The organism is Hyunsoonleella sp. J2K-J805, from assembly GCF_057167125.1.
Genome location: NZ_CM169901.1, coordinates 2,167,585 through 2,191,942 on the forward strand (window position 1 = coordinate 2,167,585; position 24,358 = coordinate 2,191,942).

A 24,358-nucleotide genomic window follows, 5' to 3' on the forward strand; every position below is an offset into this window, starting at 1 on the left:
TAGATTAAAGACCTTAATTTAAATTAACATTTGTTAAAAATTAACTTATATTTGCCAACATTTTTAAAACTAACGACGATGAAAAAACTATTATTTTTCGCAATTTTATTAATTAGTGTTTCTGCTTTTCAAGCACAAACAAAAGAAGAATTAGAAAAACAAAAAGCTGAAAAGCAAGCTGAAGCTGATGAGGCTACAGCAGAGGTGGCAGCAATTCAAGCTAAACTTGATGCCTTACCGGGATGGAGAAAAGGTGCTTTTGGTGTAATTGGCGGTAGCTTATCTAATTTCAATAATTGGTATGCTCAGGGAGCGCCTAACAACTCTTCTGGAAATATCGGCTTTACTTTAAATGGTTTCGCCAACTTAATTCAAGAAGATTTCTTTTGGAGAAATGCTTTAACCGCCAACTTAAACTGGGTAAAGTTAGATAACAAAGATATTAATACGGATAGTGACAGCTTTGAACCTACAACTGATGTTTTTAATCTGTCATCTCTATATGGTAGAAATATTGCTAAAAATATAGCAGCTTCGGCTTTACTAGAATACAGAACAACAATTTTAAACAACTTTAATGATCCGGGATATCTAGACCTTGGTATTGGTGCTACATGGACACCAGTTGAAAACTTGGTAGTAGTAGTACACCCATTAAACTACAACTTTGTTTTTGCTGAAGATGATACCATTTTTGAATCATCACTTGGTGCTAAAATAGTTGCAGACTATACACGCCAAATTGGTGCTGTTGCTTTTAAAACTAACCTTTCTGCTTTCCAAAGTTATAAGTCTGGAGACTTATCTAACTGGACTTGGACAAACTCTTTCGCCTACACCCTTTGGAAAATGATTGGTGTTGGTTTTGATTTTGGTTTAAGAAGCAACAAACAGGAGGCTTTAAACTATTCTAGAAATATTTTAGGTAACGCAAGTGAGACCTTTGAGAGCGTTGATAACGATTTACAAACATATTGGACTATTGGTTTAAGCTATAATTTTTAATGATATTATAAAGGGCTTTTTTAGCTCTCCAAAATTTAATGTTAAAAAGAGTGCGTCCTAAAAAAAGGACGCACTTTTTTTGCGCTAGGGATTGTGCTTCGAGTACCTCAACAACCAATGCATTTGTTGAAGCTCCTCGTAGAGAACGACCGCCGAAATGTTTACATTCACGAATACTTTAATTTTAAATGTTAACCAATGAGTAAAGCCCGACCCGAGGACGTTTATATCAATCGACTAACGATTTGAGCATTCGGGTAACCTGCCTGCAACACCGCGGGTAGGCAGGCGCCCAAATTATTCTATTTCATATCCTCGTAATTGTAATCGGGATACAAGAAATGATTGTATGGAAAACGCGTGATATGGATTTCGCGAACCTCATCGTAAACACGTTTTTTAAAATCTTCTAAATTACTTTTATTGATTGCAGAAATGAAAAGTGCGTTATTACCAATCTTACTCATCCAAGTGCTTTTCCACTCTTCAAGTGTATAGTGCTTTTTCGTTTTTTCGGTTTCCAACTCATCTTCGTCTAAAGGTTCTGCTTCGTATGCATCAATCTTATTAAACACCATGATTGTTGGTTTATGGCTACTTTTAATTTCACCTAAAATTTTATTTACAGACGCTATATGCTCTTCAAAATTAGGATGAGAAATATCTACGACGTGCAATAGTAAATCGGCTTCACGAACCTCATCTAATGTGCTTTTAAAACTATCTACCAATTGTGTAGGCAGTTTACGTATAAACCCAACGGTATCGCTCAATAAAAATGGTAGGTTTTGAATTACGACCTTTCTAACGGTGGTATCTAAGGTGGCAAATAGCTTATTTTCAGCAAAAACTTCACTTTTGCTAATAACGTTCATCAAGGTAGACTTTCCAACATTGGTGTAGCCCACAAGTGCTACGCGCACCATTTTTCCGCGGTTACCGCGTTGCACAGCCATTTGTTTGTCAATTGTTTTTATTTTGGCTTTTAGAAGTGCTATTTTATCACGTACAATACGTCTATCTGTTTCAATTTCGGTTTCACCTGGACCGCGCATTCCAATACCACCTTTTTGGCGCTCAAGGTGTGTCCACATTCCTTTTAATCGAGGTAACAGATATTCACACTGCGCTAATTCTACTTGCGTTCGTGCATAACTGGTTTGGGCGCGTTGCGCAAAAATATCTAGTATCAAATTAGTTCTATCTAATACTTTTACGTTTAGAATTTTACTAATATTTCGCTCTTGGGCTGCTGATAATTCATCGTCAAAAATGGCAGTATCAATATCGTTTTCTTTAATAAATTGGTTAACCTCTTCCATCTTACCCGTCCCAATAAACGTTTTAGGATTAGGCATATCCATTTTTTGCGTAAACCGTTTTACGGCATATCCTCCCGCAGTAAAAGTCAAAAATTCCAGCTCATCCAAATACTCTTTAGACTTTATCTCATCTTGCTCTTTCGTTATAACCCCAATTAAAACCGCCTTTTCTAGTCCCATATATCCTTTCAACTATTATAAATATTATGACGCAAAGTTACATAATTGAAGTCATTTTAATTTTTATATTTTTCTTCTGTAAAAACTAAATTTCGTCCTAAATAAAAAGAACAAAATTTAGTTTCACTTCAGGAAACGCTTCGCTAGTCCATATAATTTTTTCATTTGGTTTTCCTTAATTTCCAAATGAAAAAATTCATGTACTTTTGAGCCATGACAGAATACTTCGAAGACATTCCCGTGCGCCACGATATGCAAACGGTGGCATTTTACAATATTGAAAACTTATTTGATTTACGAGATAGTAGGTTTACCAACGATAATGATTTTTTACCAGAATCGGTTAAACGATGGACACCTAAGCGGTACAAAAATAAATTGCGGAAAATAGGTTTCGCTATTTCCAATATTGGGCGGCTTGAAACGGGAAAACATCCAGCTATTGTTGGGTTAGCGGAAGTTGAAAACGCAAAAGTGCTCGAAGATCTTTTGCATTCTAAACATTTGGATGATTTAGATTATGACTATGTGCATTTTGATTCTTTGGACGAACGCGGTATTGATGTAGCGATGATTTATGACACCAATGTTTTTAAACCTATGCATACCGAAACGTTTTCAATCCCTTTGACGGATGACGATGGTTCGCCAGATTATACAAGAGAAATTCTTCTTGTTGGTGGAAATTTAGATGGTGAGCCCGTTCATATCATCGTAAACCACTGGTCGTCCAGACGTGAAGGACAAAAAGAAACAGAATTTAAACGTTTAGCCGCCTCTGAAAAAGTGAGCGAAATCATCTCATCAATTACACAAAATGATGAAAATGCTAAAATTATGGTGTTGGGCGACTTTAATGATAATCCGCAGAATGAAAGTTTAAAACGATTAGTGGAAGACCACAGTTTATTCAATCCTTTTGAAACTTTGCGCTCCTTTACCCGCGGTACCGTAAAGCACAAACGCCAATGGTTTATGTTCGACCAAATTTTGATTTCTACCAACTTCTTTAAAAGCTCAAAAGACCAATTTGAATTTTTTAAAGCGAATATTTTTGATGCCGATTTTTTAAAACAGTTTAGAGGCCCATTTAAAGGTGCGCCATTTAGAACTTATGTTGGCAAGAAATATAAAGGCGGGTATAGCGATCATTTTCCGGTTTATGCTATTTTGAAAAAATAATTAGATTGCTTGAAACAGAATATAGGTTAAACATAAAATAACAATAGGAAGCAACCACAGTATTCCAATATTATAAGTCTGTTTTCTTTTTTTTAGCATTTTGGCATTAAGTAGATTTCTTTTCTTTCCGCTGTATTGCATCCAATTTTTAAAAAAAACAGCTACAACTAGCAAAACAAATAGAGTCCATGCTTTAGATGATGACATAGTATTCACATGCATCTGCCTAAAAAACCCAGCAAAAAAAACGCCTAAAAGCAATAGCAAACTACATTGTAAGAATGACACATAAAACGTAGCAACTTTAATGGCTTTTCTATTCTTTTTAGCCTTGTAATGTTGGAATATGTTTATAAAGAGGATATCGAATATGGTCATATCTATTTTTTACGATCTCAAAGGTAAAACTAAAGTTGGACTGCCTTATTCCACAAAATCTACACTAACGTCATCTAATTCATAAATACCATCAAAACTATCCTGACCTCCACCGGTGTATTTAAAAGCGATGTGAATGGTTCCCGAAAGGCAGGATAAATCTACATTTCCTGAAGGCAACCATTCCACAAAGGAATCGCTATCCTTTACTACATAAGCACCTGTTAAGATTTGCCATGTAGCTGTTGTAACCCCTTCCTCGGTGCCATCCCAATCATCGGCAAAAAACACTTCCATATAACTACTATCCGCGCGACTACTAGAAGTTTTAAAACGCAATGTTTCGCCATCTTGGGCATCCAAATCTATTGCTGGTGTAATGAGCCAACCAATATTGCTAATATCGCCAGAGCTTGCCGATTGAAACCTACAGGAACGTCCCAAAGAAGCATTTGTAGAAGTAGAGGACCATGCTTCCCAAGCTTCAGAGCCAGCCTCAATGTAATTGGTCCAACCATTACCTTCGATGGGGCGGTTATTGCGTTGCGACTCAAAATCTTCAAAAAATAGGTTTTCGGTTCCAAAAGTTGAAGCTATCCCACAAGAAAACTCCAATGGATCACAGCGATTGGTACTTTCAAACGTTAAATCTGAAGAACTGTTGAGCAACATCACATTAAAATCATCCCTAAAATCGCGACTGTAAATCCCAACCAAACTTCCATTACCTTGCGGTACAATTAAAGACTTAAAATCTGAAAACGTACTGGTTTGCATCATAATTTGCACTCCAGAATCACAACTTTCTAGCAACCGCAACCCATCAAATTCATCAAATGATTCACTCGCAAAGGTTGCCCCTAATTCAAATCGGTTTAACTGCATATTGTTTAATTGAATGAGTGTATTTTCATCGGCTGCAGTCAACTCTTGAGGTTCAGCAACTTTTGGTTGAATTTCAGCAATCGTATTGGTTCGTAACACAATATCTCGATATTCCGAAGGTTGAATTTGCTGTACGTCAACACCGCTGCCTTTACCAATAGTCACCACACCACTGCTTTCACCAACCGCTAATCCTTGCATTTTCACAAACACTTTTTGCCCAAACTGATAGGTGTCCGACAAACTACTTTGGTTGATATCTATTTTAAACCCAAGCCGTGGGTCGCTATCCGGATTGCTTTCGTCGGTTTTGTTCTGAATAATCAGCTCCTCAAAAAAGTTACCACCCTTGTCAGAGGATACCACATAACCTTCAATGTAAATATCATCTTCAATTATCACTGTGGTATTTCCGCCATTCACCGCTTGCTCGTAAAGTGATTTTATGGCCTTAAATGTGGTTATTTTTTCCGCAGGAACAATAGGGTCTTCACTCGAAATATTTGGGACTCCAAAATCGTCGTCTTGAACACAAGATGAAGCAACTAGTATCACTAATACAATCCAAAAGTTATTCGTTTTTTTCATAACATTATAATTAGCCTCCCCTAACCCCTCCAAGGAGGGGAACACTTACTCAAACGAACATTTACGCCAGAGTAAAAATCCCTCCCCTTTGGGGAGGTTAGGTGGGGCTGTTTTTAGAATCTATAATTCACATTCAAAAAATACGTTGCGCCACGTCCATACCAATATTTAGGACCAAATACGGGATTATCCAAGGCTTTATCGTCTCTTAATTCTCTATAATTGGCATTTCGCCCTTGCTCAAAACCACCTGTTTTAAACACCTCATCCAATAGGTTATTCACACTGGCAAAAACACTAATATACTTGCTCCCAATTTTCCAAGATTTTCCTCCCACGAGATTTATCACCATATAATCATCAAAACGTTCTTGTCTCAATAATTCTCTGGCTAGTGCTTCGTCGTAATCGCTAAATACATTCCCATCAAAGTCTGTTGTGAAATTCAATGAGCGCGTTAACGGGCTTATATCAATATACGTATTGGTAAAAAAGTTTGCTGTTGCCCCAAACCACCAAAAATCAGGATCACGATATTCAAATCCAACAGAATAGGCTCGGTGCGGTCCCGCAGCAATTTTATAATCTTTTAAGTTTGACGTTCCAAAATCTTTAAACCCATCTACAAAACCAGCGGCAACAGATTCGTCATCGGCTTCGGTGGTTAAAAACAAATTGGGGTTGTTTGCATAAGTAAACTGTCCTACAGAGGCTACACCTTTCAACTTGATAGTAGGTGTCACTTGCGCCTCAACACCTAACTCTCCTCCAATATGTTGCTTATCAATCCCCTGTAAAATCTCCTGAATAAAAGCCACATTATCTCCGCCGATACCATCTGCAAAGAAAAAGGAGATTTCATTCGCATCTTGAATTTTGGTGTAATAGCCTGTTAGTTTCGCCTTTACAATTGGCGAACGAAACACATAACTTGCATCGGTAGTCAATATTTTTTCTTCGATGATATTCGGCACCACATTGTGGTTTTCTCTGGAATTGGAAAAGGTGTTTCTTAATGATGGTGCTCTTGTAATATAGCCTCCATTAACATTCAATAAATGCTTACCAGAAATTTTATAGGTTACTCCGCCTTTAGCTCCGAAACCCATAAAATTCAATTTCTCACCTTTACCCAAAGAATTATCGGGAAATGCTCCGTTTTGATACAATCCTTCTCTTTGATATTGCGTACTTGTAACACTTCCTGATGCGTAAAAATCCAATTTATTATATCGAAATTGGGCCTGTGCGAACCCGTTAATCACATTTGCGAATAAATTGTAATTGTATTTGAACCTGTCGCCTTCGCCCACCAGTCGGTTGGGGTTTTGTAAATCGTTTTGCGCTTCATTGACATCCTCAGCAAATTGATCGATATCCAAATAGGTGTCTGCACCCAGCAAATCTAAAACTTCAGCAAAATTCTCTGATTTTAAGGTCTGCACACTCAAACCTGCATTTAAAATTACATTATCATTCAATTCAGAATTTAAAATAGAATTGAATGTAAACTGGGTATCATCAACGCGATCTTCGTATAGCGCATATCTAGCATTTCCTCCTGTTTGCGCATTCGAAATATTAGCTTCGTATAAAGTATTCCAGTCTATTTGACCATTATCCTGAAATTCTTGCAACGCCAAATACGCAAACTGTAAATCGTCAGGAAAATTACGTTCAAAATAGCTTGGAAGTTTTTGGTAGTATGTTGGACTGGGATTTGCACCACCACCTTCCGGAACACCATTTACCAAGTCGGTTCCATTATTATCTAAACGGCTATTTCCTAGTTTTCCAAATTGGTATGCAACGTTAGTGTTTAGTTTAGTTTTTGAAAACAAATCCCAATAATGATTTAGCATAAAAACGGGTTCCTCAACTTCTTTAATCCGCGAATTTCGTTTTTTCCCATCTTGCCAGCCCCAATATTCATTATACCTTATACCTTTTAAATCGAAAACTTCCTGTGTATTTGGTGACGATTTCCCTCTACGATTAGGTGCATATATCCCCGTAAAACTTAAGCTATGTTTATCATTCAATTTCTTTTCAACAGATAAGAAAAAGGAATTTGCATCATATATTGTGGCATCCTGATAGCCTTCATTTCCCCAGCGTCTTCCAAGAGAAATGGTATATGCCCAATTGTTTTTTAGTAATCCAGAAGCATACGTTGCCATTAAGCGATTAGTATAACTTCTATTTGAAGACGAATAGGTTAAGCGGCCACCTTGTCTTGCTCGAGATGCTCTTACGTTGATATTTGTAGTACCTAAGATACCGCCAAAATTATAATCAGATGGTGCTAAACCAGTGGTTAGTTCTTGATTTCGCATCACATCATTCAATCCGCCCCAATTGCTCCATTGTGGGCGCCCATTGAATAACTTGTTCATTGGAATACCGTTTATAAGCACACTTCCATTTTCAGAATCTAACCCTCTTAATCTGAAGAACGACTGACTAAATTCAAATGCTGCTGTCCTTTGAAACACATCGAGAGAGGATGATAATAATCCCGTAATATTATCTGCTCCAACAGCATCATTATCCAACTCATCATCAGAAAGTGTTATGGTAAATAAATCTTGACTTTGCGATAAGTCACGCTCTAAAGACATATCACTAATATCAACTGTTTGTCCTTCATTTATAATAATCGGAAAACGTTTGGTAGTATATCCTGTCTTAGAAATTTTAAGAATCTGTTCACCTAAAGGTACATTCGTACTGAAATAAAATTCTCCTTTAACATCGGTAAGCAACACTAATTCCGTACCTTCCAACTCAACTGTAACATTCAAAATGGGTTGAAATGATACTGCATCCTTTACACTACCTTTAACAACGGTTTGTTGTGAAAAAAGGGAAATTGAAAAACATCCGAATAAAAAAATGAGGGTTATTTTATTCATAATTACCTTTAAGACACCAATAACAACAAAAAGTAACAGATTGATTCTAAAAAACTTAAATCATTAGACTAACTTTGGCTTGAGTTTTGCACTATCCAAATTACAATTTTTTAAAAATGAATTTTTTTAAGCTTACCTTATCTGTTATTTTTATGAGTGTCATTATTAACTTGAATGCTCAAGATAAAAAATTCAAAATACATACGATTGCCTTTTACAATTTAGAAAACTTATTCGACACTATAAATGACCCCCTAAAGTTTGACGAGTACAGTCCAATAATGGGATTAAAAACGAAACGTGAGGAAGCCTATTTTCGAAAAACAAGAAATATGGCTCGCGTAATTTCAGATATCGGAACAGATGTTACGAGAAATCCCCCTGTAATTCTTGGTGTGTGTGAGGTTGAAAACAAAGGTGTTTTGGAAGACATTGTGAATGACTCGCTTTTAGTTGAAAAAGACTATGGTATTATACATCATGATTCTCCTGATGCTAGAGGAATTGATGTAGCGCTATTATATCAAAAAAGCCTGTTTACTCCAATTAACACCTCTACTTATGAATTGAAAATTTATGATGACCAAGATGGAAAACGCATCACGACAAGAGATCAACTGGTAGTAAGTGGTCAGTTGGAAGATGACGTTGTACATATCATTGTGAATCATTGGCCTTCACGACGCGGAGGTGAAGCAAGAAGTAGGCCTAAACGTGTAGCTGCGGCAAAGCTGAACAGGCGTATTCTAGATTCGCTTCAAACTCAAGATCCCTACGCAAAAATATTTATCATGGGAGACATGAATGATAATCCAAATAACTCAAGTTTAAAAGAAGCTTTGAAAACACAAAGAAAACGTAAAAAAGTTGGTTTTAAAGGGTTGTATAATCCTTATGAGAACTTTTTTCGTGATGGTTTGGGTACAACTGCATATCGCGATAATTGGAGCTTATTTGATCAAATTATCATATCAAAACCTTTACTTGAAACCGATTATTCGTCTTTCAGGTACTATAAAGCGGGTATCTTTAACAAAAACTATTTAATTAAAGCTAATGGGAAATATAAAGGCTATCCTTTTAGAAGTTGGAATAATAGTGGTTTTAGCAATGGCTACAGCGATCACTTTCCTGTTTATATGTATGTGATTAAAGAAGTGGATTAACGTGAATCTATATAAATACTAATTAATAATAAGTTTAAAATACTAATTCTTAATTAATAGACATTTCAAGAGAGCAGTTGCGACATCTACGGGAACGCAATGAGAAATCACATAATAATGAGATTCCTCCTCATACTTCGTTCGGAATTGTAAAGGTTAACTAATTCGAGGACAATTTTTGTTAAACTTGTTAGGAGCTTTACCATTTAAACTTTGGTGAGGCCTTTCCTCGTTATAATAGTAAAGGTATTGTAATATTTCCTCTTTTAGATGTTCTTTGGATTCGAAATATGTCTCTCTTATTAGGTCGTCCTCAATGGTTCTCCAAAAGCGTTCAATTTTTCCGTTGGTCTGTGGCCTATAGGGTCTTATATATCTATGTTTGACCCCAAGTTCGGACAGCATCCGCTCAAAGGCGTGGTTATGCTTTGATTTACTTTGTTTCTGCCCGAATTCGGGTCCATTGTCCGTAAGAGCCTCCCTGAACTTTATATTGTAATGTTCAGAAAGGATATTGAAGCTTCTAAGTCCCGCAAACATGGTTGTTAACGCGGTTAGGTCTTCTGTAAGTTCTACCCATGCCACACGGGTGCACGAGTCTATGATACCGTACAGATAATACCGTTTTTTAGGTTCTTTGGCTACGATACCTTTTGGGAGATAATGTGTGTCTATGTGTGCCAGTTCCCCAGCCTTTTCTTTTATGATACGTCGTTTGTTGGATTGCATCTTTGGTGTTAGCTTGTTTAGCCCATAGCGCTTGGTGATGTTATATACTCCAGATGGCGATGGGGTAAACTGTCTTAATTGGGGCTTTAAAATACAACTAATCTCGTATTTGTTGTTCCCCTGCTTTCTTAACGCTATGACTTTTTGCTCAATAAAGGGCAGAGGCCTTCTGCTCTTCCACTTTGGCCCACGCTTCTGGGGCAACAGGTCTTCTGCTTTTCCGCTTTGCTTGAACCTATTGTAATATTTTAAAAAGCTTCGTCGATCAGTGCCATTGGCCTCATGAAAATCCTTGACATATCGATACCTGGGATGGCACTTGTTCTTCACCAGTTCATACTCACTAATCAAAAACTGGTATTTCTGGAGGTAATTGCGTTTTAAGGTTAGGTCGTCGTTGTTATTTCTCATGGAACAAAATTAATCTCTTGGTTAATTCTGTCATCGAATTAGTTGACTTCTACAGGAATGACTACCATTATCTATTTCAAGATACTTAATAATATTAAAATCAATTAATAATTTAAATGCGTATTTACGTAGCTATTAAATTAGATTAAAATCTTACCCCAACCAAGTACTCCAAGGAATTCTTGATAAGAATAACACTAAAGCTATGGTATAGAAAATCGCAATGGTCTTTAATTTAGGCGCAGATGTTAACTTCTTTTTATGTTTAGAATAGCCTATAGTTATCAAAGCTACAGCAATGATATTAATTGTTGGATGCTCTACTAAGTACAATCTGTTTACAGCATCTTTCATAACACCTCCCATTCCTAATTCACTAAACAATTGTAATCGCGGGGATACAAAATATAAAACTAAACCTATGAGTAGTTGAATGTGCGAAACAATTAGAGTAAACAACGAAATCCTGAAATCTTTGGCACTGTACTCTTTGGCTGTAATTGATTTAAACAACGCGTTGCCTGTTGCAAGAATTAAAATTAAAAGCACTAAATATGCCCAATAGGAATGTAATATTTGTATAGTTTCGTACATGGTTCTTAACTTTTAGAAGTTCAAAAATAATGATTTTAATCCATAAAAAACCGCTTCCTTTCAGGAAGCGGCCCAATTATTTCTATGGCATATTACTTATTGCCATTTGTTTTCTGCGGCTACTCCACCCCAAATAAGTGTTGCCAAATAAGGGTTATCAATAAATGCATTCCGGTTACCTTGTGCCGAAAAAATGACGTTGTTTCGTTGTATCTCAAAATCAGAAACTGGATCTTCCCTATTCCATTTTAAAAACAGTTCAAGAGAACCAACTTTCTCAAATGTTTCGCCATACCTCACATTCAAGTATAATATCATTCTAGCTACATCTCCTTTCCATTGATCACCAGGGAACCACGTTTCACCAATGAGTTGATATGTTCCACTTCCATCAACAAAAGGGTAATTTAGTCTATCACTATTTATTGTTGCGTCACAAGCTCTCAAATGATGTAAATCTGAAAAGGCCTCACTCATATCTCCCCCAACCAACAATGATCTTGGATAAATATGCTCCGTATTAAAGGTTTGAGGTGAATATGAATTTGAATTTGAATTATACTCTTCCCAATATCTACTTTCTCCAGAATACATCAAAATAACATTATCAAAATTATTTAAATCCTCGTCGGCATCATATAAGTAGTTATGGCGTTGTCCATAAGACAAAATAGTAGTATGTTTAGTTTTCGTAACATCTTCTATTTCATCAAACATTGTATTCATATCTTCTACGAAAAGAACATCCTCATAATAATCTTGTAATGCAGTGGGTATATTAAAGCTTATTGCAGTGAGAATATCTAAAGTAACCGTAGCAGAGGTACATGTATTTGGTGTATCATCATCACAAATAGCATAAACAAATGTATCTTCTCCTGTAAAATCTGTTGGTGGACTATAAGTTATTGTTCCATCGGAATTTAAGACAACAGAACCTTGTGAAATGCTATCATCAATTGAAGTTAAAATAGCATCGTCAATAATCGTATCATTATCCAAAAGTGTTGAAATCGTAATCATTTGGTTTCTCAAAACTGTAACATTATCGTCTACTGCTACGGGATTACCTTCATCCAAAACAGTAACTGTTACTATTGCTGTGGAACATGTTGATGTCGGATCATTATCACACAATGTATAGGTGAAAGTGTCTTGTCCAGAAAAACCATTCATAGCCATATAAGCAATTGTTTGATCATTATTTAACGCTACAGATCCAGAACTTGAAGAAGCATCAATGGAAGTAATTCTAGCACCATCTACTACAGTATCGTTGTCTAAAATTAAATCAAAAATTGTGGCAGTGTTTTCTGTTACTTCAAATGAGTCGTCCACAGCTAAAGGGTCACCAGTATCGTTTACGGTTACCGTAACGGTAGCGGTAGAGCAATTTGGCGTACTTAGGCCATCACAAATGGTATAGGTAAAAGTATCTGTCCCATTAAAATCAACTGCTGGAGTATACACTAGTCTATTTGAGGCCTTAATAACTGAACCTCCATTAGACGTACTAGCATCAAAGTTATCTATAGTAGCATTATTGCGAAGCGTATCATTATCCAAAACGTCAATACTTATTTGAACGTTTTCAGATGTACTAATTGTATCATCAACTGCTAAAGGTGGTTCTATGGGCGGATTGGTATCATCACCACCTCCACATGAAATCAACATCAGCAATAGAAGTAAATAAATATTTTTCATAGCAATAGTCTTTAGTCAAAAAACCCCTTGCTTTTGCAAGGGGTCATATTTATTTTTTGTACAAAATTAATTATTTTGAACCCACTCTCCATTTTCTTTAATAAGGTTGAAGGTTTCCGTACTTGGAGCACCTATCCATACGTTGAAGCTAACAGAGTATTTCTGGCCATCTTGCGCAGATGGATCTATACTATTCAATAAGAAAGCTAGAGATTCAACGACCATAGCATCCGACCAATAAGCAGAAGTTCCTTCCCTTCTATCGTAGTTTCCAAAGTTCCCCATACTAGAAGACTGATCTGGATATACATCGGCAAATTGTGCAGCAATGGCATCATAATCGCCTCCTAGTAGCGAATAAACAATGGTATTATCTGGCACCCATGCGCCATCTTCAAAACCATACTGAAAAGAAGTCTCTATAACATCTGGGGTTAATGTCCATTTATCCCCATCAAAAACACTAGAGCCGTATTTAGTAGAAACTCCTCCTGCAAAGAAATCATATTGAACCATGGCTATATCCCCAGCCTGTGCAAAAGGAAATAAATCTTCTAAAAATATATCCAGAATATAAACATTACTGGAACTAAAGTTTGGAAATCGAAATCCGAAAGAATCGAAATTTGCTCTTGTAAATGTATATGGAAATTCCCAATCGCCATCATTTTTAGCAACAACAGCAGAAACTTCAACAGTAGTTTCATTTTCCACATATGCTCCTCCTGTATATAATAAAGTAATGGTTTGTGTGGACACCGACCCATTAAAAACAGCATAAGTCACAGCATAAACATCGCCTTCCATTGCAGTTGGTAAAACTATATTTAGTGCTTCCAAAATCATGGCATCTGTCCACGCATTATCACTAGAACCTACCCTTACATCAAAACTTCCAAAGCGTCCAACATTTTCGGCTGGATTAGGGTAAGTAGCTGCAAGATCCGCAGATATAGTATTATAATCGTCTCTAGACAATGTATATTCAATGGCGTTGGAACCACTTGCATTAACATCTAACTTTAAAAAATTATAACCGTTGTGTTGTACAACAAAAGATTCAGTTCCACCACTACCCGTAAAAACAGCGAAAGACACGATCACAACTTGACCGGTATTGTATTCTGAAGCCAAAAGTGCAGTAATAGCTTCAAGAATCATATCATCAGACCAATATCCGTCTCTATCAGATCTTCTGTCAAAATTTCCAAATCTACTTGCGCTCGAGGTCTGATCAGGATATTTAGAACCTAATAACCTTTCTAGAGCTTCGAAATCGTCATCATTAAATGTGTAAGATAATACACTAGCATTATAGGTTAATTCTACGAATGTTCCATTAGTTGCAGTTTCATAATTCTCAGATAAATAATCTTCAATATCATCTATATTAGATAATGTTTCAGAAGTAGTAAATGGCTCAGTAACAGTTTCATCAAATAAATTATATGTAACATTTACCAAAGAGCCTTCACCCCAAACAGGATATGTCTGAGCTAGGAAATCTGGAATTAACAAATCTGCTTGATCTTGAGACCCAAAGAACTCTTCGCCGTTTAACTCGTCTTCGTACGCTTCATAGTCCTCAGAGGTTAAGGTATAATCTTCTACAGCCAAAATAAAATCAACTCCAGGCGTTGCCTTTGCATCAATTTCGTCGTTAATGTCATCTAAAGGGTTACATCCAACAAATGTAACAGCTAAGATTGACGTAATTAAATAAATTATTTTTTTCATTTTCAAAGTTTTTTAAAAATTAAGTTTTGCTCCAAAACTAAAGGTTCTACCAAAGCCTATCCAAACCAAAGCGTCTTGTGCTGTAGAACCTGTTCCATCCTGAGCATCTGCAATAAATTGTGTATCAAAAACATTATTTACTCTTGCAGTTATAGATGCATTAAAAGGACCAAAATCAAATCCGTGTGTCATTGCTACATCAAACAAACCAAAACTTGGTAACTTCCAAGGTTGTGCTGCTTCTGTTGCAAAAACCGCGTTAATCTCTTCTTCTGTTAATTCGGGCGATAAACTTCTATCACTAGGATCGAAATCTGCCCAAATATCTGCGTTATACACATAATCTATAACTAATCTGGTATCTAAACCAAATTTATAGTCTAAACCAAGTGCCATCGTTGTTTGTGCTGCATCTGCTACTTTCAAGCCTGCTATATGAAGATTAACAGGGGAGTCGTCTATTTCTTCCTGATCTTCGTTAAAGATCCTTACATCTCTTACATTATCACGCCAGGTCCAATCACCGAAAGATGCCATACCTGTAACGGTAAGCTTTTCTGTTGCTTTATACATAAAATCTAGCTCTATACCTTGGTGAAGGGCATTAACTCCTAAAATATTGGCGGTAGCTAATGTTCCATCTGGCTGTTGAAAGGTTGCAAACTCAGTTCTATCTTGCCACAATGTTCTGTATAGGTTTACATTTCCTGCTAATTTTTCGCTTCTATACCCATACCCTAACTCATAACTTGTGATTTTTTGGTTTGGTGCGTCGGCGTTAATATTATCGTTACTAAAGTTAAGAAAAACAGCATCAAAATCTGCAGCTCTTTCAAAATAACCTAAGTTAGCAAATACATTGTGGTTGCCATCAATTCTATAATTTGCACCACCTTTGATACTTCCTCCTAAGAAATTGAATGTATCTGTTTCCTGCAAAGGATCTGAATTAAGGTAATTAAATCTATCTACCCTTCTGTAAGATGTATTTGAAACTGCAGCAGCCACAAACGTGTTAAACTGCTCATTTACATCATATTCTAGCTGACCAAATGCTCCAATCCATCCTACATGACCATCGTTATCATAATTTACCTTATCACCCACTCTTCTTATAGCATTAGGGCTATTTTCGTCAGAGTCATCTAAATAAAATTGCCCGCCCAACAAATCTGTAACTTCTTGAAAGTGAATTCCTTTATAAGATCTAAAATCTAAACCAGCTTGCAATACCATTTGGTCATTCAAATTCGTTTTTAGGTTAGATAATAAACCGTACCAATTATGATCATTTCTAGAAGCCCTTAAAATAGTTTCAGAACCTAACGCTCCTAATGCTTCGTTTTCGTCTGCAATTCTATCAAAATTTATAGGACCATAAAGTCCATCTCTATACGGGCTACTTCCAGTTTCGTCAAAATTAAATTTATTAACGCCCCTAAAGCCTCCACCTCCTCCAGTTCCAAAGGATACATATGCTGATGTGTTTATGGATGTGTTTTTGCTGTCGTTTAAATTCCAGTAATGGTTTAAAGATATTTGCGGTTTGTGGTAGAAGTTATCCTCTTGAAACGTTAGCTGACCATTTCTATAACCCCAATCTGAATTGAACTTTCTACCTCTTTCGCTGTTTCTATAAGTTTCTATTAAATGTCTGTTTTGTCTTTGTCCGTGTTGCTGCTTAGCTCCAAATGCTGAAAACGACAATTTATGCTGGTCATTAAACTCTTTTGAAACATTAACAAAGTAAGACACTCCTGAGAACTGCAAACCATCGGCAAACCCTTCTCCTTGTGTAGCAGCTGCAGAAACTGTAGCAGCAAAACCATTATCCATTAATCCTGTAGAATATGTTAAACCATATTTACTGTAGCCATCATTACCAACTGATGTAATTACGTTTCCGCCTTCCTCAACATCAGTAGTTTTGGTAACAATATTAATGGTACCCCCAATTGATGGCACTGCTATTTTTGCAGCACCCAAACCTCTTTGTACTTGCATTTGACTGGTTACATCGCCAAGTCCAGCCCAGTTAGACCAAAAAACCCGACCGTTCTCCATATCGTTTATTGGAATACCGTTAATCATTACCGCAACATTGACAGAACCAAAACCTCTTAATCTAATTTGTCCGTCACCAAATCCACCACCCGCTTTTGTAACATAAACCCCAGGTGTGGACTTTAAAACTTCTGGAAATTCTTGCGTTCCCAACTTTAATTCAATATCCGCAGCTTTTACTGTAGATACCGCAACCGGTGTCTTTCTGTCTACCGCAACCGATGCGATAATTTGAATTTCTTCAAGACCTACTTGGCTAGATGCCATTTCAACTTTCCCTAAGGCAGCATTACCAGAAAAAGAAATTGTTTTAGAATTGTAACCAATGTATGATATTACAATTTCACCAGAGTTTGATTGTGTGGTAATTGAAAAATTACCATCAAAATCTGTAGTAACTCCGTTTGAAGTACCTTTTTCAATAACATTAGCACCAGGAAGCGGCAAATTGGTTCCAGCTTCCACAACAGTACCCGTTATAGTACTTTGAGCTATAGCAACAGTCGTAAATAACGAAACTATTACCATAATCAGTAAATTAGTCGTTTTTTTCATAATTTTTGAAAAATTATTTAATAATTTGAAATTAGTCGAGGCAAAAATACTGATAATTAGAAGATAAACATTAATCAAATGTTAAGAAATTTAACAGTTGTTATTAACAAAAAACCACCGATATTCACAATATCAGTGGTTTTATTAACAATTTTACAATGATTTAAGAGTTTTGCCGATAATAGTTTAAAAGATTTAAAGTTGAGCTATCATGTTTATTTTGTGCTTCTCCACTAAATTCTTTTAATATTTTGCTTGCCAGTTGCTTTCCAAGTTCTACACCAAATTGGTCATAGCTAAAAATATTCCAGATTACACCTTGTACAAATATTTTATGCTCGTACATGGCAATAAGTTTACCCAAACTTTCAGGTGTTAACTTATTAATGAATATGGTATTTGTAGGTTTATTGCCTTCAAAAATTTTAAAAGGTTTAATGGGTTCCTTTGTACCTTCCGCAATAACTTCTGCGTCTGTCTTCCCATTTAGAAGTGCTTCTGTCTGCGCTAAAAAATTTGATGTGAGTTTATCATGATGATCCTGATTTCCATGAAGCGATTTTACAAACCCAATAAAATCTGCGGGAATCAATTTGGTGCCTTGATGTATCAATTGAAAAAAGGCATGTTGGGAGTTTGTTCCTGGCTCTCCCCATATCAATGTCCCTGTTTGATAATCAATTGGGTTGCCATTTCTATCAACGCTTTTCCCATTACTTTCCATAATACCTTGCTGTAGATAGGTGGCAAACTGATTCAAATACTGAGAATAAGGAATAACTGCCTCACTTTCAGCCTCAAAAAAGTTATTGTACCAGATACTTATTAACCCCAAAACAACTGGGATATTCTTATCGAAATCTTCACTTTTAAAATGCTCATCCATTTTGTTAGCGCCTTTTAAAAGGTTTGCATAATTATCGTAACCAACAGCTAGACTTATGGACAACCCAACGGCACTCCACAATGAGAAACGTCCACCAACCCAGTCCCACATTGGGAAAATATTGTTGCTATCTATTCCAAAACTAGATACCGCATCTAAATTTGTTGACACCGCTACAAAGTGTTTTGCTATATCTGCTTCACTGGCAGATTCTAAAAACCACGATTTTATAGTATTAGCATTTGAAATTGTTTCCTGTGTTGTAAACGTTTTTGAAACTATAACAAAAAGTGTCGTTTCAGGGTTTAGCTTCTTGATCACTTCATTTACATGATCCCCATCCACATTACTTACAAAATAGGTTGTTAAATGGTTTTTGTAAAACTGTAATGCATCTACTACCATCGCAGGCCCTAAATCTGAACCGCCAATACCTATATTCACTACATGGGTAAATGGTTTACCTGTATAGCCTTTTCTTTTTCCATTTACAACTTCATCAGTAAAAGCTTCTATTTTTTGCTTCACCTTATAAACTTCAGGTATTACATTTTTACCATCAACTTTTACAACTGCAGATTCTCGAGCTCTTAAGGCCGTGTGTAATACAGCTCTCCCTTCAGTTTGGTTTATAATTTCCCCTGAAAATTGACTTTCAATCGCTTCCTTAAGCTTCACATCATCGGCCAATTCCAATAGATATTTAAACGTTTCTTCGGTAATTCTGTTTTTTGAAACGTCAACATAAAAATCGTCCCATTTTATAGTAAATTTATTTGCCCTGTCACCATCCTTAGCAAACAAATCTTTCATTTTTATATATTGAGTCTCAGCAAAATGATGTTCTAATTTCTTCCACGAAGGGGTCTTAGTTGGGTTTACAGTTGGTAGTGCCATGTTATGAATTTGATTGGTAAATTACAGTTTGAGGTTGCTCTTCTGTAATTTGCGGTTTAAAAATTATATTGTCTAGCTTGTATTTTATCGGTTGAATAAACTCTAAATACTTTATTTTTAAAGAATCTGAAATAGGTTTAGCTTCTGGTAGTTTCTGTTTAAACGGATCTACCTGTTTGCCATTTTTCCAAAAGCGATAACAAACATGTGGGCCACCAGTATTTCCCGTCATTCCAACTTTTCCGATGACATCTCCTTGTTTCACAAACTGTCCTACTTTTACAAGACGCTTGCTCATATGCAAATATTGCGTTTCGTAAGTAGCATTGTGTCTAATCTTCACATAATTGCCATTGCCGCCTCTGCGTTCGGATTTTGTAACTGTTCCATTAGCCGTTGCCATAATTGGTGTGCCAATTGGTGCTGCAAAATCGGTGCCTTTATGTGCTCTAACACGGTATCCGTAAACTGCTATGCGCCGTCTCAAATTATATCGTGATGAAATTCTACTAAACTTCACGGGAGCCTTTAAAAAGGCTCTTCTCAAGTTTTTGGCTTCTTCATTAAAGTAATCTACGATACCCTTTGTAGTATCCGTCATAAATTCAAAGGCATAAAACGGTTCATGGTTATGCTCAAAATATGCAGCTTTTACTCGATCAACACCTGTATAAATCGTATCGTCAATATATTTGTCGGTGTAAATTACTTTAAACCTATCACCTTTTTGTAATCTTCTAAAATCAATAGTCCATGCATAAATCTCATCAGCCATTTTATAGGCTAACCGCGGACTTAATCCTTGTTCTTCCAAAGTTAACGATATATTGTCCTCAATAACCCCTGTAGCCACCCTTTCAACATATTTAATAGGTTTTCTACTTCTGTAAGCTTGAATAGAATCTTTAAAATTTATAACCACATAATCTTCCAAATTCGGCTGATAAATAAAACAAGTCGCCGTTTCCAAAGAATCCTTGGCACATAGCAGTGTGTAAGGCTTACCTACTTGCAAACTTCTTCTAATATCAAAAGTATCCTTTGCTTTTTTAGCAATATTGAAAATTTTTGGATAACCTACATTATGGCGCTCAAGTATAATTCCGAAGGTATCACCATTTTTAATAGTATCTCGCTTCACGATATAATCGTCCATATTAAACCCAAATTCCATAACAGGTTCGGGTTCCTCTACAATAGCCACCTCTTCTTCCGTAATTTTAGGATCGGGATCGTCTTTGCATCCAAAAATCAGGATTGCTAATAAAAAAAGTATTAAATATTTGTTCCCCAATCTTCTATTTCTTTTGCAGTCCATAAATCTGGAAAAAATATTCGTTTTTGATATTTTGGGTGCATATACTTTACCCATTCACTACCGCCGGTAGCTTCAACTGTTTTGCCCCCAATATTTAAATAATGATTTGCTGTATTATAATGCGCCATTACCCATTTTACATTCACTGTGTAATCGTAATGTCTCATGGCTTCTATTAAACTTTTATCTTCTTGTGATGCCTTTGGCAACTCCTTAAACTTACTCCACAAATTATTCTTGTGATAAAACTTTGTGAAGGTAATAAATTCGACTTTGTAGCGCTCCTCAAAAGCAGTCAAAGTATATGTTTTTTTACCAGTTCCAAAATCCTTACCTGCAGCTTGCCAATACAAATACTCAAAAGCATTTTCATAAGACGAATTTCTATCAATAGTAGCTCTAAATCGTTTATCTATCAAATTGATCAACTCGGTTGAGGCAAACTCCACCTTTCTATATTGCGCACTTTGAAAACCACTTGCAGGCGTAAGCGTAGTTCTAAATTGGTTGTATTGATCCACATCCATCCCATCTTTCATAATACTAAAAGATGAGGTTAACACATCAAAGTACCGACTAATTCGCATTATTTTCTCCGTAAAGATTTTAGTGTCCAAATCATCAATATCATTTTCGGCAACCTGTCTAATCTCAGAAAGTATCATCTTAAATAGCAATTCGCTAATTTGATGATACATGATAAACACCATTTCGTCCGGAAAATCAGTTCTAGGTTTTTGAAGATTTAATAATACATCTGTTTGTATGTAGTCCCAATAACTTATGGGCTTACTATGTAGTAAGCCTTCTAAATGAACATCTAAATCTTGGTCTATAGACTCGTATTTTTTTTTAAGCTGGTTGGTTATGTAAGAGTCTGGATTCATCAATTATTAACAACTATTTGAAAAGGATGTTTAAGCCCCTTAAAGGCTTCCAGGTCTGCTCTTAGCGATCCCACAGCCAAATCTGCCTTAATACGCAAAGGTAATTTATTTTTGTCTTTTGAAACCCACAGCGTTAAACTTTCTTCCTCCTTAAAAACGCGGCCCGCCATTACATAAGGTCTAAATTTTAAACACCGTACATCGCCAAAATCTGTATCAATAACTTCTTCTCCTAAATACTGCAACTTAAAACCATAATTTTCCTCATCAAAAAACATGTCTACCTTAAACTCATCGCCAATTTTCAGTGTGCTAATATCAATGCTGTTTCTTAGATAATAATACGTCGATACCATATCCTGGATATTCGGTTTGGTATCAATTACCTTTTTTGTTTTATGCTTCTTGTTGTTTACATGGGCCTTTTGGTTCTCGTGATCAAAATCTATCTCAATATCTTTTGTATGCCCACCCTCATCAATGTTGCGCACAAATTTATATGGCATAATGGTTTCTTTGTCAAAATAGCTTTCATATCTATCCTTCACCTTAAAAAACCATTTTATCATACCTGTTGTCCAGCCTTTACCAACAACATGGTACACGTCTTTCTCTCCAATTTTAGAATCCTTAACCGTAAGTGTAGCATTTCCTGCCTTTAAAAAACCGCTATAGCTCATTTTAAACTTAAACCATTCGCCATCTCCAAAAGCGGATTCCTGCTGTGCAACTAATACTTGCATAGCTCCAAAAGCAATTATTATAAGTAGTACCTTTTTCATCATTATTTGGGTAATTATAATGTAACTTCTTCAAGCACATTTTATTGTTTTTACGTAAGAAATTACAATTACTATTCCAAAAATAGAAATTTTATCCAAAACCCGCGGTTCACAAGTGTTATAGTTATGTTAGAATACCACTTGTCTATTATTTTCTAGGGCGTTCCCCTGCGGGTCGGGCTTTCCGTTTCAAGTCCTCGCACCTCCTGCGTCGGGCTGTGGGCTTTCCTCTGCAATCCCTAACGCACATATCCGCAAACGTCTCTTTTTACACCAACATGCTCACATTTTTGCTTTGGTTCGATGTACTAGTGTAATTAATTAAAACCAAAACTTATGAGACGACACACATTAACAATTTGTCTACTACTATTTGTATCCATTACAACCTTCGCGCAAGACTTTAATTTATCAGCTACCGCTGGATACCTCAACATAAACTCCATTTTTAAGGTAGACGAGGAAAAACGCGATTTAGACTTTAAGAGTAACGGTTTTTATTTTGGCGCTCAAAGTGAAATAAACCTAGCAGATAAAATTAATTTACAACCCGAAATAGCTTTGGCGCTAAATGCTGAAGGAGATGCCATATACATAGGCGCATTAGGCAACTACCAAGCTACTGAAGAATTTAGTGTACTATTTGGCCCAACATTAAACGTAATTTTAGAAGATGTGGCCAATGGCTACCAAACCTTGGGGATTTTCCTTGGTTTTGGAGGTAGCTATGATATTACTGAAAAAATTTACGCACAAGCCAAATACAATGTGCAACTTAATGATTATTACAATGGAAGTGCCGATGTAAGCTCTAAAGTAAATTTTCTTATGATAGGCATTGGGTATAGATTTTTATAATTAGTTTGAGTTAGTTTGTTGAAAACGGCACGATGGAAATTAGTCATAATATCGTGCCGTTTTGTTTATTTTACAAAGTACCTCTTTTAGCCTGCTCTCTTTCAATAGATTCAAAAAGTGCCTTAAAGTTACCCGCACCAAAACCCCTTGCCCCCATACGCTGAATAATTTCAAAAAACAAGGTTGGCCTGTCTTCAACCGGTTTGGTGAAAATTTGCAGTAAGTAGCCTTCCTCATCAGCATCTATCATGATACCTAAACTTTTTAAAGTTTCGATGTATTCTCGTAATTCATGGCTAAATTCTTCCAAACGTCCAGGTACTGCTCTATAATACTCATCTGGCGGAATGGATAAAAACTCCACACCTCTACTTCTTAATTTAGAAACTGTGGTTATGATATCGTCTGTAGCTACTGCGATGTGCTGCACGCCTGCACCTTCATAAAAATCTAAATATTCCTCAATTTGAGATTTCTTTTTACCCTCAGCAGGTTCGTTTATCGGGAATTTTATACGCCCGTTACCGTTGCTCATCACTTTACTCATTAGTGCTGAATATTCGGTATGTATTTGCTTATCATCAAACGATAAGAAGTTTTCAAACCCCATCACATCTTCGTACCATTTTACCCACGTATTCATTTGCCCCCAACCTACATTACCTACCATGTGATCTATGTATTTTAACCCAACGGGTTCTGGGTTATAATCTGACTCCCATTTTACAAACCCAGGCATAAAGGCTCCATTATAGTTTTTACGTTCCACAAACATATGCACCGTTTCGCCGTATGTGTAAATTCCAGCACGGACCACTTCACCTTCTTCATCTGTTTCCACTGTAGGTTGCATGTAAGATTTTGCACCTCTACTAGTGGTTTCTTCGTAGGCTTTTCTAGCATCTTCTACCCAAAGCGCTATAACTTTTACACCATCGCCATGTTTTACGATGTGTTCGTTAATTGGTGATTTACTATTTAATGGTGTGGTGAGCACCAATCTAATTTTATCTTGCTTTAACACATAACTCACTTGGTCTCTTGACCCTGTTTCCAAACCTTTATACGCATAGGATTGAAATCCAAAGGCAGTTTTATAAAAATGTGCTGCTTGTTTTGCGTTGCCCACGTAGAATTCCACGTAGTCTGTTCCAAGAAGTGGCAAGAAATCCTGCGCCCCTTCAAATATTTTTTCTAAACCGTAGTTTACTGATTTTATGTCTTTGCTCATAATAACGAAGCCCACCCTAGCCCTCCCAAAGGGAGGGAACTCCAAAACGGACTTAACGGAGTTTGTTAATTTATTTTTTTA

At 36.3% G+C, this 24,358-nt stretch carries 18 protein-coding genes; 4 read left to right on the forward strand and 14 right to left on the reverse strand.

What is annotated here, in order from left to right; translation table 11 throughout:
* The first annotated feature begins 78 nt into the window (after positions 1-78).
* Positions 79-1,005: a DUF3078 domain-containing protein gene (locus AC1B0Z_RS09745; protein ID WP_483791781.1), complete on the forward strand. Its 927-nt coding sequence runs from the start codon at positions 79-81 to the stop codon at positions 1,003-1,005.
* 302 nt (positions 1,006-1,307) lie between these two features.
* Here AC1B0Z_RS09745 and hflX read toward each other — a convergent pair whose 3' ends face one another.
* Positions 1,308-2,507, reverse strand: coding sequence for a GTPase HflX (gene hflX, locus AC1B0Z_RS09750; protein ID WP_483791782.1), 1,200 nt, complete (start codon positions 2,505-2,507; stop codon positions 1,308-1,310).
* A gap of 213 nt (positions 2,508-2,720) precedes the next feature.
* Here hflX and AC1B0Z_RS09755 point away from each other — a divergent pair, with 213 nt between their 5' ends.
* Entirely contained in the window at positions 2,721-3,689 is a 969-nt protein-coding gene (locus AC1B0Z_RS09755; RefSeq protein WP_483791783.1) for an endonuclease/exonuclease/phosphatase family protein, read from the forward strand.
* Here the strand turns inward: AC1B0Z_RS09755 and AC1B0Z_RS09760 are convergent, their stop codons facing one another.
* The 3 genes from AC1B0Z_RS09760 to AC1B0Z_RS09770 form a co-directional block, all read right to left on the reverse strand.
* The gene (locus AC1B0Z_RS09760; protein ID WP_483791784.1) at positions 3,690-4,067 is read right to left on the reverse strand and encodes a hypothetical protein; all 378 of its coding nucleotides are present in this window, start codon (positions 4,065-4,067) and stop codon (positions 3,690-3,692) included.
* A 45-nt stretch (positions 4,068-4,112) separates the two neighbouring features.
* Positions 4,113-5,540: a DUF5689 domain-containing protein gene (locus AC1B0Z_RS09765; protein ID WP_483791785.1), complete on the reverse strand. Its 1,428-nt coding sequence runs from the start codon at positions 5,538-5,540 to the stop codon at positions 4,113-4,115.
* Between the two features lie 113 nt (positions 5,541-5,653).
* Positions 5,654-8,455 carry a carboxypeptidase-like regulatory domain-containing protein gene (locus AC1B0Z_RS09770; protein ID WP_483791786.1) on the reverse strand — a complete coding sequence of 934 codons (2,802 nt, stop codon included), beginning with the start codon at positions 8,453-8,455 and terminating at the stop codon, positions 5,654-5,656.
* Between the two features lie 116 nt (positions 8,456-8,571).
* Between AC1B0Z_RS09770 and AC1B0Z_RS09775 the strand changes: the two genes are divergently transcribed.
* Positions 8,572-9,621, forward strand: a complete 1,050-nt coding sequence (locus tag AC1B0Z_RS09775; RefSeq protein WP_483791787.1) for an endonuclease/exonuclease/phosphatase family protein — start codon at positions 8,572-8,574, stop codon at positions 9,619-9,621.
* Between the two features lie 156 nt (positions 9,622-9,777).
* On the opposite strand, the gene AC1B0Z_RS09780 is transcribed toward AC1B0Z_RS09775, so the two are convergent.
* From AC1B0Z_RS09780 to AC1B0Z_RS09820, 9 genes are all read right to left on the reverse strand, one after another.
* Complete coding sequence (locus AC1B0Z_RS09780; protein WP_483791788.1) at positions 9,778-10,761, reverse strand: integrase core domain-containing protein; 984 nt, start codon at positions 10,759-10,761, stop codon at positions 9,778-9,780.
* A gap of 153 nt (positions 10,762-10,914) precedes the next feature.
* Complete coding sequence (locus AC1B0Z_RS09785) at positions 10,915-11,355, reverse strand: hypothetical protein (RefSeq protein ID WP_483791789.1); 441 nt, start codon at positions 11,353-11,355, stop codon at positions 10,915-10,917.
* Positions 11,356-11,451: 96 nt separating this feature from the next.
* Complete coding sequence (locus tag AC1B0Z_RS09790) at positions 11,452-13,062, reverse strand: Ig-like domain-containing protein (protein WP_483791790.1); 1,611 nt, start codon at positions 13,060-13,062, stop codon at positions 11,452-11,454.
* Between the two features lie 66 nt (positions 13,063-13,128).
* Positions 13,129-14,799 (reverse strand): hypothetical protein, encoded by a 1,671-nt coding sequence (locus tag AC1B0Z_RS09795; RefSeq protein ID WP_483791791.1) that lies wholly within the window; start codon positions 14,797-14,799, stop codon positions 13,129-13,131.
* Positions 14,800-14,811: 12 nt separating this feature from the next.
* Complete coding sequence (locus AC1B0Z_RS09800) at positions 14,812-17,418, reverse strand: TonB-dependent receptor (RefSeq protein ID WP_483791792.1); 2,607 nt, start codon at positions 17,416-17,418, stop codon at positions 14,812-14,814.
* A 163-nt stretch (positions 17,419-17,581) separates the two neighbouring features.
* Positions 17,582-19,201, reverse strand: coding sequence for a glucose-6-phosphate isomerase (pgi, locus tag AC1B0Z_RS09805; RefSeq protein ID WP_483791793.1), 1,620 nt, complete (start codon positions 19,199-19,201; stop codon positions 17,582-17,584).
* A 1-nt stretch (position 19,202) separates the two neighbouring features.
* The gene (locus AC1B0Z_RS09810; protein WP_483791794.1) at positions 19,203-20,519 is read right to left on the reverse strand and encodes a peptidoglycan DD-metalloendopeptidase family protein; all 1,317 of its coding nucleotides are present in this window, start codon (positions 20,517-20,519) and stop codon (positions 19,203-19,205) included.
* Entirely contained in the window at positions 20,477-21,406 is a 930-nt protein-coding gene (locus AC1B0Z_RS09815) for a tryptophan 2,3-dioxygenase family protein (protein WP_483791795.1), read from the reverse strand. Before AC1B0Z_RS09815 ends, AC1B0Z_RS09810 begins: the two co-directional genes overlap by 43 nt.
* A complete protein-coding gene (locus tag AC1B0Z_RS09820) occupies positions 21,406-22,188 on the reverse strand; it encodes a DUF3108 domain-containing protein (protein WP_483795287.1) in 783 nt (260 codons plus the stop codon). Before AC1B0Z_RS09820 ends, AC1B0Z_RS09815 begins: the two co-directional genes overlap by 1 nt.
* A gap of 336 nt (positions 22,189-22,524) precedes the next feature.
* On the opposite strand from AC1B0Z_RS09820, the gene AC1B0Z_RS09825 reads away from it, so the two are divergent.
* On the forward strand, positions 22,525-23,046 hold the full coding sequence (locus AC1B0Z_RS09825; RefSeq protein WP_483791796.1) for a hypothetical protein: 522 nt from the start codon (positions 22,525-22,527) through the stop codon (positions 23,044-23,046).
* Between the two features lie 70 nt (positions 23,047-23,116).
* Here the strand turns inward: AC1B0Z_RS09825 and hppD are convergent, their stop codons facing one another.
* Positions 23,117-24,277 (reverse strand): 4-hydroxyphenylpyruvate dioxygenase, encoded by a 1,161-nt coding sequence (gene hppD / locus AC1B0Z_RS09830; RefSeq protein WP_483791797.1) that lies wholly within the window; start codon positions 24,275-24,277, stop codon positions 23,117-23,119.
* Positions 24,278-24,358: the final 81 nt, after the last annotated feature.